Genomic DNA, 15,893 nt, shown 5'->3' with positions numbered 1-15,893 from the left:
CGTTTCCCGAGGAATCGTCGCCCATGCCCGTCGCCCTGCTGCCGGACCGCGCCCTGGTCACCGTTACCGGACCGGACGCCACGACGCTGCTCCAGGGCGTCCTGACCTGCAACGTCGAGACGCTCCAGCCCGGCGAGGCGCGCCTCGGCGCCCTGCTCACGCCGCAGGGCAAGATCCTCTTCGATTTCCTGGTCTCGCGGATCCCCGACGGCTTCCGGTTCGACGTGCTGGCCGACAGGGCCGCGGACCTCGCCAAGCGCCTGACGCTCTATCGCCTGCGCGCGCAGGCGACCATCGCGGCCGACCCGACCGTCGCGGTCGCGGCGGCCTGGGCCGGCGCGGCCCCGCCCGCCGCGGAGGCGCTGGCCGATTCCCGCGCGGCCGATCTCGGCGCCCGTCTCTACGCCGAAGCGGGCGCCTTCTCGGCGGACGCCACCGAGGCCGACTACCACGCGCACCGGATCGCCCTCGGCGTGCCCGAGGGCGGACGCGACTTCGCCTTCGGCGACGCCTTTCCGCACGAGGCGCTGATGGATCAGCTCGGCGGAGTTGACTTCCGCAAGGGCTGCTACGTCGGCCAGGAGGTGGTCTCGCGGATGCAGCACCGCGGCACGGCCCGAACCCGCATCCTGGCGGCCGTCTACGCGGACGCCGCGCCCGCGCCCGGCATCGAGATCACCGCGGGCGGCAAGGTGCTCGGCACCACGGGCAGCGCCGCGGGGAACCGCGGCCTCGCCACGGTCCGCCTCGACCGACTGGGCGACGCGCTCGCCTCCGGCGAGACCCCGCGCGCGGGCGACCAGCCCGTGACGCTGACGCGCCCCGCCTGCGCGACCTTCGCCATGCCGGACAGGGCGGCGAGCGCGGCCGAGTAGGATCGAGACGCGCGGGATCGGGCCGCGTGACCGCGGCTCGTCTTGCACCGGCGGAAGGGACCGTCGAGGTGGCCGTGCGGCCGCCGCCGCGACGGTGGCGTTCCGCTCCTGTTCTCGTTACCATCGCCGTATGTCCGAGACCGGCCTCATCGACCATCCCGACGGCTGCCCACGCTGCTGGTGGGCCGGGCTCGACCCGCTCTACGTCGCCTATCACGACACCGAGTGGGGCGTGCCCGAGCATGACGGCCGCGCTCTCTACGAGAAGCTGATCCTCGACGGCTTCCAGGCCGGGCTGTCGTGGATCACCATCCTGCGCCGCCGGGACGGGTTCCGCGACGCCTTCGCGGATTTCGATCCCGAGCGGATCGCCCGCTTCACCGAGGCGGACGTCGCGCGGCTGATGGCCGACACCCGCATCATCCGCAACCGCGCCAAGATCCAGGGCACCGTCGCGGGCGCCCGGGCGTGGCTGCGGATCGAGGAGCGCGGCCCCGGCTTCGCGCACTTCCTGTGGGACTTCGTCGACGGCCGGCCGGTCCAGGGCACGGCCCGGACCCGCGCGGAGATCGCCACCGAGACGCCGGTCTCCCGGGCGATCGGGAAGGCCCTGAAGGCGGAGGGCTTCTCCTTCTGCGGGCCGACCATCGTGCACGCGTTCATGCAGGCGGTGGGCATGGTCAACGATCACCTCGTCGGCTGCCACCGGCACGGGCCCTGCGCCGCGCTGGGCGGGCCCCGGTGAGCGCGCCGCCGCGCGCGTGGCAGCGCATGCTCTCCGGCCGCCGCCTCGACCTCCTCGACCCGGCGCCCGGGGACATCGAGATCGCCGACATCGCCCACGGCCTCGCCCGGGTCGCGCGCTGGAACGGCCAGACCCGCGGGCCGCACGTCTTCTCGGTGGCCCAGCACAGCCTGCTGGTCGAGGCGGTGGGCCGCCACCTCGCCCCCGGCTGCACCGACCGGGACGGGCTCGAGCTGCTCCTGCACGACGCGCCGGAATACGTGGTCGGGGACATCATCTCGCCGCTCAAGGCCGCCATCGGCGACGCCTATCGCGGCGTCGAGCTGCGCCTGCTCGCGGCGGTGCGCCGCCGCTTCGAGCTGGCCGCCCCCTCGCCCGCCCTCGCCCGGCTCGTGAAGCGGGCCGACCGGATCGCCGCCCACGCCGAGGCAGTGCGCCTCGCCGGCTTCGCGCCGGAGGAGGCCGAGCGCTATTTCGGCCCCTCGGTCGACCTGCCCGAGCCAGTGTCGGCCCTGGCCGGGCCGTGGCCGACCGCCGAGGCCGAGGCGCGATTCCTCGCGCGCTTCACCGCCCTGTCCCCGCCCTGACGGATCTTCGCCCTCGATCCGTCACGATCGCAGGTCACTGGCGCCCCACCATGCCGACCCTCCACGTCTGTCCGCTCTCGCGCTTGCCCGAGACCGTCGCCGCCACGGGCGCGAGCCACGTGCTCACGCTGATCAATGTCGGCACGCCGCTGGAGCGGCCGGCGGTGATCGACGCCGCGAACCACGCCATCATCTGGGTCAGCGACATCGCGGCGGCCCGGGACGGACACGTTTTGCCGGCTGAAGAACACGTGGCCCGGCTTCTCGACTTCGTCCGGACCTGGCCGCGGGAGAAGCCGCTGGTGATCCACTGCTACGCCGGGATCAGCCGCTCGACGGCCGCCGCCTACATCGCGGCCTGCGCGCTGGCGCCCGAGCGCGACGAGGCGGCGATCGCCGACGCCCTGCGGTCCGCCTCGCCCTCGGCGACGCCCAACGCCCTGTTCGTGGCGATCGCCGACCGGATGCTGGACCGCGACGGCCGCATGGTCGCGGCGATCGCCCGCATCGGGCGCGGCGCCGACGCCTTCGAGGGCACGCCGTTCACCCTCGCGCTGGCGTGAACCGAACGCAGGTGCGAAGTGTGGCGCAAACGCCGCCGCGGCCGGCCAAAACGGAGCGGACCTGGCCGGCGGACTGGCCCCCAGGGTTGTGGCGACCGGGGATCGCGCCGTACAAACACCCCCAAAGGAAGTATCTGGGATGAGTGCGAGCAGACCCGAGGTGGCTCCCGCCGCCGGCGACCTGCCCTTCGAGAAGGCGCTGGAACAGCTCGAGGAAATCGTCCGCCGGCTCGAGCGCGGCGACGTGCCGCTCGACGAGTCGGTGGCGATCTACGAGCGCGGCGAGGTGCTGAAGAAGCATTGCGAGGCGCTGCTGAAGCGGGCCGAGGCGCGGATCCAGCGGATCACGCTGGGCTCCGACGGGCGGCCCGAGGGCGTCGCCCCACTCGACATGTCCTGAGGCTCGGCGGTCGAACCGATCCCATCCGTTAGAGGTTGATGCCGTGGCGATTACCCCCGAGCAGAGTGCACTTCTCGACCGCGTTCCGTCGCCTTCGGCGCTGCGGCGTCTTCCGGAGTCGGAGCTTCAGGCGGTGGCCGACGCGGTGCGCGCCGAGATGATCGACGCGGTCTCGATCACCGGCGGCCATCTCGGCTCGGGGCTCGGCGTGGTCGAGCTGACCGTGGCGCTCCACCACGTGTTCGACACCCCCGACGACCGCATCGTCTGGGACGTCGGACACCAGTGCTACCCCCACAAGATCCTCACCGAGCGCCGCGACCGCATCCGGACGCTGCGCCAGGGCGGCGGCCTGTCCGGCTTCACCAAGCGGAGCGAGAGCGTCTACGACCCCTTCGGCGCCGCCCACTCCTCGACCTCGATCTCGGCCGCGCTGGGCATGGCGGTCGCCCGCGACCTCGACAACGCCGCCGCCAAGGCGAAGAACCGCCCGCCCAAGCGCCGCAACGCCATCGCGGTCATCGGCGACGGCTCGATGTCGGCCGGCATGGCCTACGAGGCCCTCAACAATGCCGGCGCCCTGCACTCGCGCCTGATCGTCATCCTCAACGACAACGACATGTCGATCGCGCCGCCCGTCGGCGCCATGTCGGCCTACCTCGCCCGCCTCGCCTCGGGCGGCGCCTACCAGTCCCTGCGCGAGACCGCCAAGCAGCTCGGCAAGCTCCTGCCCAAGGCGCTCTACCAGCGCGCCGCCGCGGCCGAGGAATACGCCCGCTCGCTCGTGGTCGGCGGCGGCACCATGTTCGAGGAGATGGGCTTCCACTACGTCGGCCCGGTCGACGGGCACAACCTCGACCACCTGCTGCCGGTCCTGAAGAACGTCCGCGACGCCGAGCACGGCCCGATCCTGCTCCACGTCGTCACCCAGAAGGGCAAGGGCTACGCCCCGGCGGAAGCCTCGGCCGACCGCTACCACGGCGTGGTCAAGTTCGACGTGGTCTCGGGCGTCCAGGCCAAGGCCAAGCCGAACGCGCCGGCCTACACGCGGGTGTTCGGCGAGAGCCTGATCAAGGCGGCCGACGCCGACGACAAGGTCGTGGCGATCACCGCGGCGATGCCGGGCGGGACCGGCATCGACCTGTTCGGCAAGGCGCACCCGGACAAGACCTTCGACGTCGGCATCGCCGAGCAGCACGCGGTGACGTTCGCGGGCGGTCTGGCCACCGAGGGCTACCGGCCGTTCGTGGCGATCTACTCGACCTTCCTGCAGCGGGCCTACGACCAGGTGGTGCACGACGTGGCGCTGCAGAACCTGCCCGTGCGGTTCTGCCTGGACCGGGCGGGGCTGGTCGGCGCCGACGGGGCGACGCACGCGGGCGCGTTCGACCTCGCCTACCTGTGCTGCCTGCCGAACATGACCGTGATGGCGGCCTCCGACGAGGCCGAGCTGGTGCACATGGTGGCGACCGCCCACGCGCACGACACGGGCCCGATCGCGCTGCGCTACCCGCGCGGCGAGGGTGTGGGCGTCGAGCTTCCGGAGCGGGGCGAGGCGCTGGCGATCGGCAAGGGCCGGGTGGTGCGGCGGGACGCGGAGGCGCGTGTGGCGCTGCTGTCGCTCGGCACGCGCCTGTCGGAGGCCTTGAAGGCGGCCGACACGCTGGCCGAGCAGGGCGTGGCGGTGACGGTGGCGGACGCGCGGTTCGCCAAGCCGCTGGACGAGGCGCTGATCCTGGAGCTCGCGCGCGAGCACGAGGTTCTGATCACGATCGAGGAGGGCTCGCGGGGCGGGTTCGGCGCGATGGTGCTGCACCTGCTGGCGGAGCGGGGCGCTCTGGACGCGGGCGGGGTGCGGGTGCGGACGATGACGCTGCCGGACGCCTACCAGGACCACGACAGCCCGGAGAAGATGTACGCCGAGGCGGGCCTCGACGCCACGACCATCGTCAAGACCGCCCTCGACACCCTGCCGGCGGAGACCGGCAAGGCCGAGCCGGCGAGCAACGTGGTGAGCGTGCGCCGCCGCCCGCGCTGACGCCGCGGAGAACGGGGCCTCCCGCGCTCGTTCCGTTGGCTGTCGATGTGTTCGGACCTCCGCTCGTGATGACGGAGAGGGCATCTCAACGACAGCCTTGAGACGGAAACGGAATCCCACCTCATCCTGATGGGCGGAGCGCAGCGTAGCACTCGAAGGAGCCCTCCAGCGGTCTCACGATCCCTGGAGGGCTCCTTCGAGGCCCGCTGACGCGGGCACCTCAGGATGAGGGCCTGGAAGGGAGGCTCGGGGTGATTGCCCTACCCCAGCGCCTGCTCCACCGCCTTGCCGCAGGTCTGCGTGTCGGCGTTGCCGCCGAGGTCGCGGGTGCGCAGCGTCCGCTCGGACAGCACCCGCTCGATCCCGCCGACGATCTCGGCCGCCGCCGCGTGCTCGCCGAGATGCTCCAGCATCATCGCCCCCGACCAGATCTGGCCGATCGGGTTGGCGATCCCCTGGCCGGCGATGTCCGGCGCCGAGCCGTGAACCGGCTCGAACACCGACGGGTGCACCCGTTCCGGGTTGATGTTGCCGGAGGGCGCGATGCCGATCGTGCCCGTGCAGGCGGGCCCGAGATCCGACAGGATGTCGCCGAACAGGTTGGAGGCCACCACCACGTCGAACCGGTCCGGGTTCAGGACGAAATGCGCGGTCAGGATGTCGATGTGGTACTGGTCCCACCGGACGTCCGGGTAGGCCTCGGCCACCGCCTTCACCCGCTCGTCCCAGTACGGCATGGTGATCGAGATGCCGTTCGACTTCGTGGCCGAGGTCAGGTGCTTCTTCGGGCGCTTCTGGGCCAGCTCGAAGGCGAACCGGAGAATCCGGTCCGTCCCGTGCCGGGTCATGATCGTCTCCTGCAGGGCGAACTCCCGGTCGGTGCCGGCGAACATCCGGCCGCCCGCGTTCGAGTACTCGCCCTCAGTGTTCTCCCGGACCACCCAGAAGTCGATGTCGCCGGGCTTGCGGTCGGCGAGCGGGCACTTCACCCCCGGCATCAGCCGCACCGGGCGCAGGTTCGCGTACTGGTCGAATTCCCGTCGGAACAGGATCAGCGAGCCCCAGAGCGAGATGTGGTCGGGCACGCGCTCGGGCATGCCGACGGCACCGAAATAGATCGCGTCGTGGGTCTCGATCCGCGCCTTCCAGTCCTCCGGCATCATCCGGCCGTGCTGCTCGTAATAGTCGCAGCTGGCGAAATCGAACCAGTCGAGCTGGAGGCCGAAGCCGTGCCGCTTGGCCGCCTGCTCCAGCACGCGCACGCCCTCCGGCACCACCTCCTTGCCGATGCCGTCGCCGGGGATCACCGCGATGCGGTAGCGACGCTGCTGGCTGTTCTCTGGGGCGGCCATGAATCCTCCACGCGTTCCGAAGTGCGGGCCTCCGCGGGGCCCGGGTCGTCGGCGTCAGGTGATTGGTCCGCGCCGGTGTCGGGTCAACACCCCAGCCTGACAATCAGTCGGTTTCGCCCGCCATCGCCCGGCGCTGGCGGTCGAGCTCCTCGCTGTAGCGCTTGAGCGTGTGGCTCTCGGTGAGCAGGCCCAGCACCTTCCGGCTCTCGGCGCTCTCGACGACCGCGAGCGCCTCGCTCTCGGTCCGGTCGAAGGCGGCCGCGGCGTCCTTGGCGTTCATCCCCGGCGTCAGGAAATCGTCCGCGTGCAGGAGCAGGTCGGCGAGGACCGGCTGCGCGTCGGCGCCGGAATCCCGGGCGGCCGCGTGCGTCTCGGGCACGTTCAGGATGCCGGCGTAGCGCCCAGCCCCGTCCACGGCGATCACCCGGGAGGGCGAGCCGAGGGGATGGGCGCGCAGGAAGGTGGGCAGCGGCGTGTCCAGGGCCACGGTGCCGGGATTGCGGCGCATCAGCCGGCCGACGGTGAGCGAGCGGATCCAGCCGACGTCGTGGGGGCTTCGGATGCTCTCGCCGCGCAGGTGGAAGCGCCACGTGGCGAAGGAGTAGCCGAAGGTCTTGCGCACGGTGAGCGAGGACGCGATCACCGCCGCCAGCACGACGCCGGTGATCGGCAGGCTGCCGGTGACCTCCAGGGCCAGGAACGTCATGGTGAGCGGGCCGCCGATGACCGCCACCGCCAGGGCGCTCATGCCGATCACCGCGTAGGCGAGCGGCGTCAGGCCGAAATCCGCCAGCGGCGGCACCAGCACGGGGGCGAGGGCGGCGAACAGCTTGCCGGCGATGGCCCCGAGGAACAGCGACGCGAAGAACAGGCCGCCGCGGAAGCCCGAGCCGATCGAGATCGCCGAGGCCGTGGCCTTGGCGGCGAACAGCCCGGCCAGGACCGCGATGCCGTGCCCCTGCCCCTCGGCGGCGAAATGCATGTGCAGGGCGCCGTGGCCGCCCGAGAGCACCTGCGGCGTCGCGAGCAGCGCCAGCGCGCCGACGCACAGCCCCCCGAAGGCGGGCGCCGCCACCCGCGGCACGCCGGAGGCCTGGACGAGGCGCTCGACCAGCGTGACCCCGCGCATGATCAGGATCCCGAGGCCCGCGCAGAACAGCCCGAGGGCGAGGCTCGGCAGGATCTCGAGGCTGGTGACGTGCGAGGTCGTGACCGCCTGCATGTCGCCGAGATCGACGAGCGGCTGCGCCTCGATCAGGGCGCGCGAGATCAGGTTGCCGCACAGCGCCGCGACGACCACGGGCGTCAGCGTGGCGATCGAGTAGGTGCCGATGATCAACTCGAAGGCGTAGAACGCGCCGGCGAGCGGCGCCCCGAAGCCGGCCGCGATCGCCCCGGCCGCGCCGCAGCCGACCAGGGTGCGCAGGTCGCTGCGCCGCACTTCGAAGGCGATGCCCAGGCGCGAGGCGAGGCCTGAGGCGATCTGTGTGTAGCCGGCTTCCAAACCCACCGAGGCGCCGGACCCGTTCGAGATGACGTTCTGGAGCGCGAGGTAGAGGCTGTCGCGCAGGGACATGCGGCCGCCGTGCAGGGCGTTGGCCTCGATCGGGTCGATGGCCGGGCGCTTGCGCGGGCCGCGGACGTAGTTGGCGGCGACGATCAGCAGGCCGAGGACGGCGCCGCCGAGGCACGGGCCCACGAGCAGGAGCGCCGGCGGCACGGCGTCGACGGCGCTGAGGCGCGCGCCCGCGGGCAGCTGGTAGAGATGCTCGCGCAGGGTCTGGGTGATCCAGGTCATGGCGGACACCGCCACGCCGGCGACGCAGCCCACCAGGGTCGCGAGCGCGACGAGGCCGCCCTCGCTCCGTCGGACGAGGCTGCGGAGCCGCCCGGGGGCCTGGACGAGCCCGATCCCGGTCCAGGGCCGACGGGGCCTCCGCGCCGGCCTGACGGGCCGCCGGGCCGGGACGTCGGCCGATCCGTCGCCGGGCGCCCTGCCCCCGCCGGCGGCGCCCGATGGCTGTCGCGCGCTCACGGTCCGCCCCCTCGCCTCCGGTCCGCCCGATCGGCGGGGCCGACGCGTCGGTCCCGCCGCCGCAGTTACAGCCGGGGCCGAGCCCGTTGCAAACGGGCGGTGCTGCGGGAGCGCGGCCGGCCCCGGCGCGGGGGGCTCGGACGGCGCTGTCCACGAAGTTCAAATCCCGTGCACGCATCGCCTTGAAAACTGCCGCGGCCCACGATACACCCCGCGCCAGTGCCGCCGTAGCTCAGTTGGTTAGAGCACCAGATTGTGGATCTGGGGGTCCCCCGTTCGAGCCGGGGCGGTGGTACCATCCATTCAGCTCGACAGCGCGAGGGGTTGGCGGATCGCCAGCCCCTTTTGCTTGTGCGCGGATGGCACCGCGCCGTATCAGGGCCAGCCCGAACCCTCACCCCGCCCCGATCGGAATTGACGGGACCGCTCCTCGCGCCGGAGCCGGCCTGTACACAGGCGGCCGCTCCAATGCTCACGCACGTTATAGAATCGCCAAATTTGCTCGCATACCGTCCCGTTTGGGAGAAGACTATTTTCGTTAGCGTGAAGACTGCCATGAAGAGCACGACACAGCAGGATCAGCTCGAGATCGTGAGCGACCTCGCGGCCTCGCTCGCCGACCGGATGCTGATGGAGCGCCTGACACAGGGGAAGCTGCCCCTCGCGAACGCGAGTCGCCTCTGGACAGCCTCGCTGCTCCTGGAAGAGCACGCGCGGCCCATCCCGCGCATCGTGACGGACGTCCTCGAGCAGGTCCGGCACGTGGAGCCGGACGACGAGGATGCGGTCGACGGGGACGACGCCGACGGGATCGGTGCGGGGCCGGAACCGGACTTGGCCGCGGCGCGGCGTGCGGCCCGGCCGGCGCGCCGGCGCGGGCTCACCCGCTTGCTCCGACCGTTCCGGCAGGCGGCCGAAGGCTGACCCGCGTCGACGGCGCCGGACCATCTGGCGGATCCGGAGTTCCCCGCGCGCGCCCGGGACGCTAAGACCGTTCCCGAGCGTGGCGGCGGGCGCCGCCGCGCCAACGGGCTTCGGGACACGAGAGATGAGCATCCCTGAACGGCGCGTCCGCACCCTGTTCGACGAGGCGGCCATCGCCAAGCGCAACGACGAGCTCGCCCGCGAGATCCTCGCCGCGCGGCCCGAGAACCTCCTCGTCGTGGCGGTGCTCAAGGGCAGCTTCATGTTCGCGGCCGACCTGCTCCGGTCGCTGCACCGGGTGGGTCTCGCCCCGCAGGTCGAGTTCGTGCACCTGTCGAGCTACCGCACCGGGACGGTCTCCAGCGGGCAGGTCGAGATCCTGCGCGACGTACAGAGTGAGGTGCGCGGGCGGGACGTGCTGCTCGTGGACGACATCCTGGAATCGGGCCGGACCGTCGTCTTCGCCAAGGACCTGCTGATGGCCCGCGGCGCCCGGCGCGTCCTCACCGCGGTGCTGCTGGAGAAGCCCGGCAAGCGCGCCGTGACGATCGACGCGGATTTCGTCGGCTTCACCTGCCCCGACGTGTTCGTCGTCGGCTACGGGATGGATGCCGCCCACGCCTTCCGCCAGCTGCCCTTCGTGGGCGTGGTCGATTACGGGGACGGCGCCCCGGACCTGTTCGACGCCTGACCGTGCCCGCGGCGCGGCATTTTCGCCGCGGGCCGCGACCCGCGGGACAATTCAGCCTGCGACGACTTGACAGACGGAGAATTCGTCTGCGTCTGTCGGTATTTGGGCGCGCGCGGCGTCGCGACGCGGCGCGCGCGGATTTCGGGGACGGTTACGGGACCACATGGCGCGCATCCTCCTGGTGGATGACGAAGAGACCGTCCGGGGCTTCCTGAAGCGGGGGCTCGAGATCGACGGGCACGCGGTCGTCACGGCCAACGACGGCAGCGACGGGCTCGACCGCCTCAACGAGGCCGACGGCGGCTTCGACCTGATGCTCACCGACATCCGCATGCCGCTCATGGACGGCATCGCGCTGGCCCTCGCCGCCAAGCGCGACTTCCCCGACCTGACCATCCTGCTGATGACCGGCTTCGCCGATCAGCGCGAGCGCGCGCGCGGGCTCGACGCCATCGTCACCGACGTGCTGACCAAGCCCTTCTCCCTGGCGGATCTGCGCGCCACGGTGAGGCGGGCGCTCGCCGCCTGAGCCGGGCGGGACCGGTTCAGAAGAACTTAAACATTGCTCTTAGGTTGAGCTTCACGAAAGCGTGGCACCTTCGGTCCGACTGATCAGACCGAGCACGGAACGCCATGTATCGCCGGGACCGGGACATCGACGCGGCGGCGTATCAGGCGGACCGCTACGGCTGGGAGCCGGACGACCGGGACTGGGACGACGACCGCGACGCGCGGCGCCCGCGCAGAGGCGTCTTCGGGCGGTTCTTCTCGCCGACGAAGCTCGCCCTCCTCGCGGTGCCGGCCGGGCTGTTCCTGTACGGCAGCTTCGCGGATTGCAGCGCCCGCCCGGCGGCGGGCTGGCTCGGTCTTGTCGGGGCCGGGGCCTGCGCCCGTACCGAGATGCTCGGCAACGTCCTGTCGATCCAGGACAACCTCGCGCTCCTGAAGCGGCTCATCGACTGAGCGCCCGCTCAAGGCCCTTCCGCGCTCCGCCGATCCGCTCCGAACCGACCTCCGCGAGGCCGCCATGTCCACCCGCCCGCTCCTCCCGGCCTCGTCCGGCCGCGCCTCCGACGCCCTCGAGGAGGCCCAGTTCCGCGCTCGCATGGCGCGGGTCGGCCCGGACGGCGCGCACCGCACCCCGCGCCGGAACCGGGCGCCCGAGCGGCGTCGCGGCTTCCGGCTCGGCTGGAAGGGCTGGCTCGTCGTCGACTGCCTGGTCGTGCTGCTGGTCGTGGCGGGCGTGGTGGCGTGGCCGCCGGTCCAGTCCTGCCGCAACCAGGACCAGACGGTCGGGTTCTACGCCGGCGATTCCGTCGGCAAATGCATCCGGCGCGGCATCGCCGACCGCCTCGACACCGCCGACCAGCGCCTCAAGAGCCTGATCCGCCGCTCGGGCCATTGAGGGCCGGCCGCGCAGATGCTGGCGCGGCTCGGATTGAGCGGCGCTTGTACGCCGTTTCTGCGAACCGAGTATCTGTCTCGCGCGCCCCGCCACCTTCCGTTCTCAACGCCCCCCACGCGGTGGCGGCGGGTCTGAACCGGTACGCCTGTGCCGACTAACGAAACTATTGATAAGATTTCACAGCCAACGCTCGAAATGTTCCAGGACGCCCACACGTTGGTGCCGCATTACACCAATGGACGAGTGCTCATGCCCGGATATCGAAATCCGGGCCTAGCTGCCCTCTCGACGGCGACTACGTTGTCAAAACTGAGTTGAATCGAACGCTATATTCCTGGCTGCGCGAACGCATGGAGCGCAAGAGCCGGCACTTCAGAACGTTCGCCGAAGACATGAAGCAATTCGCCGATTTCTCGGACGTCGCTGACCGCGACCTCGACGGCCGGACACCGTTCCTGCCGAACGGCTACTTCAGCTACGGCGACGCATTGGCCCTGACGACTGTCCTCGCCACACGCAAGCCGGCCCGGTATGTCGAGGTCGGAGGCGGCAACAGTACGAAATTCGCTCGCCGCGCAATCGGCAAGTACAAGCTCGACACCAAGATCGAGTGCATCGACCCCAATCCGCGCTCAAGCGTCCGCGACATTGCGGATAAGTGGATTTCTAACGGCCTCCTCGATGTTGACCCGTCCTACTTTCAATCGCTGAAGGGTGGCGATGTGCTGATGCTGGATGGCAGCCATCTCCTGTTCCATGGCAGCGACACGACGCATTTCTTCCTGCCAATCTACCCGCTTCTCCGGCCGGGCGTGATCGTGCATGTGCACGACATCCATCTGCCATATGAGTATCCTGAGATTGCGACAGGCTTTTTTGGAACGAGCAATACATTCTCGCCATGATGTTTTACTATAAGCCTGCGTCCGACATTATCGCTCCGATCATGTACAGGCATCGTGAGGGCATGTGCGACGAGGGTGCCGGCTTCTGGTTCGAGGTCTAGCGGGATCCGCACCGGAAATCGCCATCGCTTCTGACACATTGGCAACCGCTCGGCATACGCATAGCGGTGAACGGAATGACGGGCAGGGAATATGTGAGCGATACGGCAGTTCGCGCGCATCCAACGGCGAACGGGCTTCGCGTTGATGCGATCATCGGAAGCCTTCTACGCTTCTATACGAACGCGCGGAGTACCGGACGATGCCTGGGCTGACCTGGCGGCCTGCCGGTCCGGGCGAGCCCTCCCTCGGAGGCTAGGCCACCCCGACCGGATCGGCGGCGGCCGCGCCGTGGCGCTGATCCACGGCAACAGCCCCTGCTGCTCGCGCGAGCGGCGCCCGCGACGAACTTCACCCGCGACGGGGATACGTTGGGGCGGACCAACCCTGCCCGCGCAGATGGGGATCGACCCGGTCGACGAGAGCTTCCCGACCTGTCGGACGCGGCACTGGGCTCGAAGGTCGAGCGCGTGCAACACCCGCACGCCACGGTGCGGGCCTGGACCGGGGTCCCGACCTCCATCGGCCTCGGCCCGACCAAACCCTGCTTAAATGGTGCCGGCGCGCGGGGCGGGTCAGTCGGCACGACTGGAACACCAAGTTGTCGATTCGTACGCAGCGGGACACGACGCAGGTGAGCAATCTGCCGGCGACTGACGCGTGAGCGGTCGTATCACCGACCACGTGCCGCCGACTCCAGCTCAGGCGCCCATTGCCGATTGTTAGCCATAGGCCTCCGACCGAGCCAGCGCGTGCAGCGAGCGAGGCGCGCGCACGGCAGTGGATCCCGGTACGCTCTGCAATATCGATGGTCGTCGAGGAATTTGGGCATCAAGCCTTCTCGAAGCCCACACATGTTAGCCATTCGGATATGGTGATACGTTCAATAGCGTAATCTTCTTTATAATTTCCAAATTTCCCATTCGGAGGTACGATCTGGATTAAGATATCAATCCCGGCTTCCGGGAGGGACGGAAACGATGACTCTGAGTGAACGCCTCTTTCTGACGAAAGGGCGGCCATCCGGCTTCGATTATATGCGAATTGGTCTCGCCGCAATGATAGTGTTGTGGCACACTGTGATAGTTTCTTATGGCATAGAAGCTCAAAGATGGCTCATTTTGGGACCGTCGCGGCCAATATGGGCCATGATACTTCCCATGTTTTTCGCACTGAGCGGATTCCTCGTTTCCGGAAGTCTAGAACGCTCTCGAACGATCGTCGGGTTCTTGGGACTTCGACTAATTCGCATCTTCCCTGCGCTGGCAGTGGAATCGACAATAGCAATGATGATCGTTGGAGCGCTGTTCACGTATTACCCGCTCCCAAAGTATTTTATGGATCCAGGTTTTTGGTCCTATACTTTGAACATGATAGGCGTCGTTCGGTATTATCTCCCCGGCGTCTTTACTGATAATCCAACTACGCAGGTGAACGCGCAATTATGGACACTTCCTTACGAATTGTATTGCTACATATTGATATCTGTATTTTATATAATCGGTTTCTACAGATCGGAAAAACTGATTTTGTTCGGCTGCCTGGTGATGCAAGCCTTAGTCATGATCACCATTTATACGCGAACGCAGGTTGACGAAGGGACTGTTCGCGGCCCTGTGCTTGTCTTATCCTTTCTGTACGGCGCGTACCTCTATCGGGTCAGAGATCGAGTTCCATATAGCGCCCCGATTTTCTTCGCATGCGCCATTGCCATGGTTGGGTTTCTTTATCTTCCGATCTTCAATGCCCTCTCCGCACTTCCTGCCGCCTATGTGACTATCTATTTGGGGATGCGGAATCCGACACGGTCCGCAATTGTGTCAAGCGGAGATTATTCATATGGCATTTTCTTGTATGGATTTCCGATACAACAGGCAGTGTCTGCAGTCTTTCCGGATCTTCGGCAGTGGTGGATTAATTTTCTAATTTCGACCCCGATAATAATTTCGATTGCCTATTTTTCATGGCATTACATTGAGAAAAGAGCACTCCCCCTTCGGGGTCCGTTGATGAAATTCGAAAGCTGGTGCATGTCTTATTGCGAAAAATTACTTCATACATGTAAAAACAGTATCGCATTCGACCTGAAGAGCAGATAGACATCTAGTCGACTTAGATGCATTCCGCACACCGGAAGCAGCGGAAATATCGAAAACCGAATTCAGTATCGACCGCACATTCTAGATATTCGGATCCTGTCCTGTCATGATGATCCCTCCCAGCGAAGCCGCTACGAGGCGCGAGGGATTTCGTCGTCGACCCTGCTTCCCGGGTGCGATCAGGATGCACGTGCGCGCCTTGCCAACAGGTCTCCGCCTGCGGCGATCGGTTGGGGAGGCGATCACCCATTCGATGATCTGGCAGGCGACCCTACCACTGACGCCGCTTCCCTGCGCGAAGCCGCTCAACCGCTCCATTACGCGTTCGGCAGTCGCCGCTCGGGCGGCACCGGGATCTATCACGCTCACCCCTATATCGAGTGCCCCAGCAGGATCGCGGTCCGAACCATGTTGCGCTTTCGAGCCGGCTTGTGGGCGGCGCGCGCAACGGCCGCACGAGTGTTCTGTTGAATGGTCGCGTTGATGTCACGGCGCCGATCCTTCGGAAGCGGGTAGGTCCTGCCGGCGCGGTCGGCCAGCACCGCGACGACCACGGCGCGGATCGCCCGATCGGTAACCTCGCGGTCTCGCGCAGCTCGGCGAGTCGAGGGTTCCTTGGCCATTCACTCCCAAACCGTGGACTTTGCCATGAACTGTGCCGCCTCCCGCATCGCTCGGGCGCCGGCCTTCTTCGGCCCACTCCAAAGGGTCGCGCGCATGCACGATGAACGGAACGTGCCGAGATGTGTGCCTTGACGAAGCGCCCCCAAACGTAGTCAAAAGCGCCTCTGACGCACCGAAACCGCCAATTTTCTCAATGGTTTCAGAGCGCGAGCCGGTGTAGCACAGCGGTAGTGCAGCGGTTTTGTAAACCGAAGGTCGGGGGTTCGATCCCCTCCGCCGGCACCACGACATTCGATCGCCGAGGCCGGGCCTCGCGCCCGTGGGGCGTGACCGTCGTCCGGCACAGCGCGTCGGCTGAGGCCGCGCCACCGCGCCGATCCCGATGTCGCGACGGGCCGGTCTCGGGTGGGAGTTCCGGCCCGATTCCGTCGGCACCGCCGCCGCGACACATCCGGCGCCGGCCTGTCTCACCGCTCCCGGATCCGGTCGCGGACCGCTGCTTGACGCTGGGATGCCAGCGTGCCCTCCTGGCCGAAAGACAGAAACTGCCG

Annotated in this window: 16 protein-coding genes and 2 tRNA genes; 15 read left to right on the top strand and 3 right to left on the bottom strand. The window is 68.5% G+C overall.

Features of this window, described 5'->3' with window-relative positions; translation table 11 throughout:
* The first annotated feature begins 23 nt into the window (after positions 1-23).
* The 6 genes from ygfZ (at position 24) to dxs (ending at position 5,208) form a co-directional block, all read left to right on the top strand.
* A complete protein-coding gene (gene ygfZ / locus ACX9MN_RS27505) occupies positions 24-875 on the top strand; it encodes a CAF17-like 4Fe-4S cluster assembly/insertion protein YgfZ (RefSeq protein WP_489726005.1) in 852 nt (283 codons plus the stop codon).
* Positions 876-1,005: 130 nt separating this feature from the next.
* Positions 1,006-1,620: a DNA-3-methyladenine glycosylase I gene (locus ACX9MN_RS27500; RefSeq protein WP_489726004.1), complete on the top strand. Its 615-nt coding sequence runs from the start codon at positions 1,006-1,008 to the stop codon at positions 1,618-1,620.
* 26 nt (positions 1,621-1,646) lie between these two features.
* Positions 1,647-2,207 (top strand): HD domain-containing protein, encoded by a 561-nt coding sequence (locus ACX9MN_RS27495; RefSeq protein ID WP_091979887.1) that lies wholly within the window; start codon positions 1,647-1,649, stop codon positions 2,205-2,207.
* 50 nt (positions 2,208-2,257) lie between these two features.
* Positions 2,258-2,770 carry a tyrosine phosphatase family protein gene (locus ACX9MN_RS27490; protein WP_020093937.1) on the top strand — a complete coding sequence of 171 codons (513 nt, stop codon included), beginning with the start codon at positions 2,258-2,260 and terminating at the stop codon, positions 2,768-2,770.
* Positions 2,771-2,909: 139 nt separating this feature from the next.
* Entirely contained in the window at positions 2,910-3,170 is a 261-nt protein-coding gene (locus ACX9MN_RS27485) for an exodeoxyribonuclease VII small subunit (RefSeq protein WP_012320922.1), read from the top strand.
* 43 nt (positions 3,171-3,213) lie between these two features.
* Positions 3,214-5,208: a 1-deoxy-D-xylulose-5-phosphate synthase gene (gene dxs, locus ACX9MN_RS27480; RefSeq protein WP_489726003.1), complete on the top strand. Its 1,995-nt coding sequence runs from the start codon at positions 3,214-3,216 to the stop codon at positions 5,206-5,208.
* A gap of 260 nt (positions 5,209-5,468) precedes the next feature.
* On the opposite strand, the gene ACX9MN_RS27475 is transcribed toward dxs, so the two are convergent.
* Both ACX9MN_RS27475 and ACX9MN_RS27470 read right to left on the bottom strand, forming a co-directional pair.
* Entirely contained in the window at positions 5,469-6,560 is a 1,092-nt protein-coding gene (locus ACX9MN_RS27475) for a tartrate dehydrogenase (protein ID WP_020094395.1), read from the bottom strand.
* A gap of 103 nt (positions 6,561-6,663) precedes the next feature.
* Positions 6,664-8,595: a chloride channel protein gene (locus tag ACX9MN_RS27470; RefSeq protein ID WP_244540868.1), complete on the bottom strand. Its 1,932-nt coding sequence runs from the start codon at positions 8,593-8,595 to the stop codon at positions 6,664-6,666.
* A gap of 221 nt (positions 8,596-8,816) precedes the next feature.
* Between ACX9MN_RS27470 and ACX9MN_RS27465 the strand changes: the two genes are divergently transcribed.
* From ACX9MN_RS27465 to ACX9MN_RS27430, 8 genes are all read left to right on the top strand, one after another.
* A tRNA-His gene (locus ACX9MN_RS27465) sits at positions 8,817-8,893 on the top strand.
* A gap of 257 nt (positions 8,894-9,150) precedes the next feature.
* Positions 9,151-9,519, top strand: a complete 369-nt coding sequence (locus tag ACX9MN_RS27460; protein ID WP_020094393.1) for a hypothetical protein — start codon at positions 9,151-9,153, stop codon at positions 9,517-9,519.
* Positions 9,520-9,643: 124 nt separating this feature from the next.
* Positions 9,644-10,210, top strand: coding sequence for a hypoxanthine phosphoribosyltransferase (gene hpt / locus ACX9MN_RS27455; RefSeq protein WP_020094392.1), 567 nt, complete (start codon positions 9,644-9,646; stop codon positions 10,208-10,210).
* A gap of 163 nt (positions 10,211-10,373) precedes the next feature.
* The gene (locus ACX9MN_RS27450) at positions 10,374-10,739 is read left to right on the top strand and encodes a response regulator (RefSeq protein ID WP_007567202.1); all 366 of its coding nucleotides are present in this window, start codon (positions 10,374-10,376) and stop codon (positions 10,737-10,739) included.
* 104 nt (positions 10,740-10,843) lie between these two features.
* Positions 10,844-11,173 carry a hypothetical protein gene (locus tag ACX9MN_RS27445; protein ID WP_091928131.1) on the top strand — a complete coding sequence of 110 codons (330 nt, stop codon included), beginning with the start codon at positions 10,844-10,846 and terminating at the stop codon, positions 11,171-11,173.
* Between the two features lie 64 nt (positions 11,174-11,237).
* A complete protein-coding gene (locus tag ACX9MN_RS27440) occupies positions 11,238-11,615 on the top strand; it encodes a hypothetical protein (RefSeq protein ID WP_020094390.1) in 378 nt (125 codons plus the stop codon).
* Positions 11,616-11,965: 350 nt separating this feature from the next.
* A complete protein-coding gene (locus tag ACX9MN_RS27435; RefSeq protein WP_489726002.1) occupies positions 11,966-12,520 on the top strand; it encodes a class I SAM-dependent methyltransferase in 555 nt (184 codons plus the stop codon).
* 1,079 nt (positions 12,521-13,599) lie between these two features.
* Positions 13,600-14,718 carry an acyltransferase family protein gene (locus ACX9MN_RS27430; protein ID WP_489726001.1) on the top strand — a complete coding sequence of 373 codons (1,119 nt, stop codon included), beginning with the start codon at positions 13,600-13,602 and terminating at the stop codon, positions 14,716-14,718.
* 371 nt (positions 14,719-15,089) lie between these two features.
* Here the strand turns inward: ACX9MN_RS27430 and ACX9MN_RS27425 are convergent, their stop codons facing one another.
* Positions 15,090-15,341, bottom strand: coding sequence for a hypothetical protein (locus ACX9MN_RS27425; protein WP_103986162.1), 252 nt, complete (start codon positions 15,339-15,341; stop codon positions 15,090-15,092).
* A gap of 211 nt (positions 15,342-15,552) precedes the next feature.
* Here ACX9MN_RS27425 and ACX9MN_RS27420 point away from each other — a divergent pair.
* Positions 15,553-15,627: transfer RNA gene (locus ACX9MN_RS27420), tRNA-Thr, on the top strand.
* The last annotated feature ends 266 nt before the right edge of the window (positions 15,628-15,893 follow it).

This window comes from Methylobacterium sp. 1A (assembly GCF_058072805.1).
Note: the sequence above shows the minus strand (reverse complement) of the source record. Positions and strands in the feature narration are given on the sequence as shown.

Bases quoted from the DNA above. Each gene is read 5' to 3' on its own strand.
- ACX9MN_RS27485 (WP_012320922.1), top strand. From the start codon at position 2,910: ATGAGTGCGAGCAGACCCGAGGTGGCTCCCGCCGCCGGCGACCTGCCC.
- ACX9MN_RS27500 (WP_489726004.1), top strand. From the start codon at position 1,006: ATGTCCGAGACCGGCCTCATCGACCATCCCGACGGCTGCCCACGCTGC.
- ACX9MN_RS27475 (WP_020094395.1), bottom strand. From the start codon at position 6,560: ATGGCCGCCCCAGAGAACAGCCAGCAGCGTCGCTACCGCATCGCGGTG.
- hpt (WP_020094392.1), top strand. From the start codon at position 9,644: ATGAGCATCCCTGAACGGCGCGTCCGCACCCTGTTCGACGAGGCGGCC.
- ACX9MN_RS27460 (WP_020094393.1), top strand. From the start codon at position 9,151: ATGAAGAGCACGACACAGCAGGATCAGCTCGAGATCGTGAGCGACCTC.
- ACX9MN_RS27490 (WP_020093937.1), top strand. From the start codon at position 2,258: ATGCCGACCCTCCACGTCTGTCCGCTCTCGCGCTTGCCCGAGACCGTC.
- ACX9MN_RS27435 (WP_489726002.1), top strand. From the start codon at position 11,966: ATGGAGCGCAAGAGCCGGCACTTCAGAACGTTCGCCGAAGACATGAAG.
- ACX9MN_RS27430 (WP_489726001.1), top strand. From the start codon at position 13,600: ATGACTCTGAGTGAACGCCTCTTTCTGACGAAAGGGCGGCCATCCGGC.
- ACX9MN_RS27440 (WP_020094390.1), top strand. From the start codon at position 11,238: ATGTCCACCCGCCCGCTCCTCCCGGCCTCGTCCGGCCGCGCCTCCGAC.
- ACX9MN_RS27445 (WP_091928131.1), top strand. From the start codon at position 10,844: ATGTATCGCCGGGACCGGGACATCGACGCGGCGGCGTATCAGGCGGAC.
- ACX9MN_RS27425 (WP_103986162.1), bottom strand. From the start codon at position 15,341: ATGGCCAAGGAACCCTCGACTCGCCGAGCTGCGCGAGACCGCGAGGTT.
- ACX9MN_RS27495 (WP_091979887.1), top strand. From the start codon at position 1,647: ATGCTCTCCGGCCGCCGCCTCGACCTCCTCGACCCGGCGCCCGGGGAC.
- ygfZ (WP_489726005.1), top strand. From the start codon at position 24: ATGCCCGTCGCCCTGCTGCCGGACCGCGCCCTGGTCACCGTTACCGGA.
- ACX9MN_RS27450 (WP_007567202.1), top strand. From the start codon at position 10,374: ATGGCGCGCATCCTCCTGGTGGATGACGAAGAGACCGTCCGGGGCTTC.